Origin of the sequence: Latilactobacillus graminis DSM 20719, from assembly GCF_001436415.1 — a bacterium.
GTDB lineage: Bacteria > Bacillota > Bacilli > Lactobacillales > Lactobacillaceae > Latilactobacillus > Latilactobacillus graminis.
This window is the reverse complement of record NZ_AYZB01000044.1, coordinates 1-356: the sequence shown is the minus strand read 5'-3', so window position 1 is coordinate 356 and position 356 is coordinate 1. Positions and strand designations below refer to the sequence as shown.

The window sequence follows — 356 nt, the reverse complement described above, 5'->3', positions numbered from 1 at the left end:
TGCACCCTATGGTGCACACTGATCGCGGTTCAGCATATACATCAAAAATGTTTAGCCGCTATCTTGATCAATATGAGGTGACTAGAAGTATGTCCCGACCAGGGACACCGTATGACAACGCCCCGATGGAGCGTTGGTGGAATGAATTTAAGCATCGATGGATGGCACGACATCCAATGCCAAAGACCTATCAAGAACTAATGAAATTGGTTGAAGCAGGAATCGAATATTTTAATCACTATAATCGTTCAACACAAAGAAACGGCCTTACTCCAGATGAATACTGGAATAAAGCCGTTTAGAAACATATTAAATTTTATATTATTTCATCCGTCAACTTGACAGGGCCTAGTACA

At 41.0% G+C, this 356-nt stretch carries 1 protein-coding gene; it reads left to right on the top strand.

All coding sequences use genetic code 11. The annotated features are described in order from the left end of the window. The coding region (locus tag FC90_RS06790) for an integrase core domain-containing protein (RefSeq protein ID WP_157053050.1) at window positions 1–302 on the top strand (302 nt) is incomplete at its 5' end. Between the last annotated feature and the right edge of the window lie 54 nt (window positions 303–356).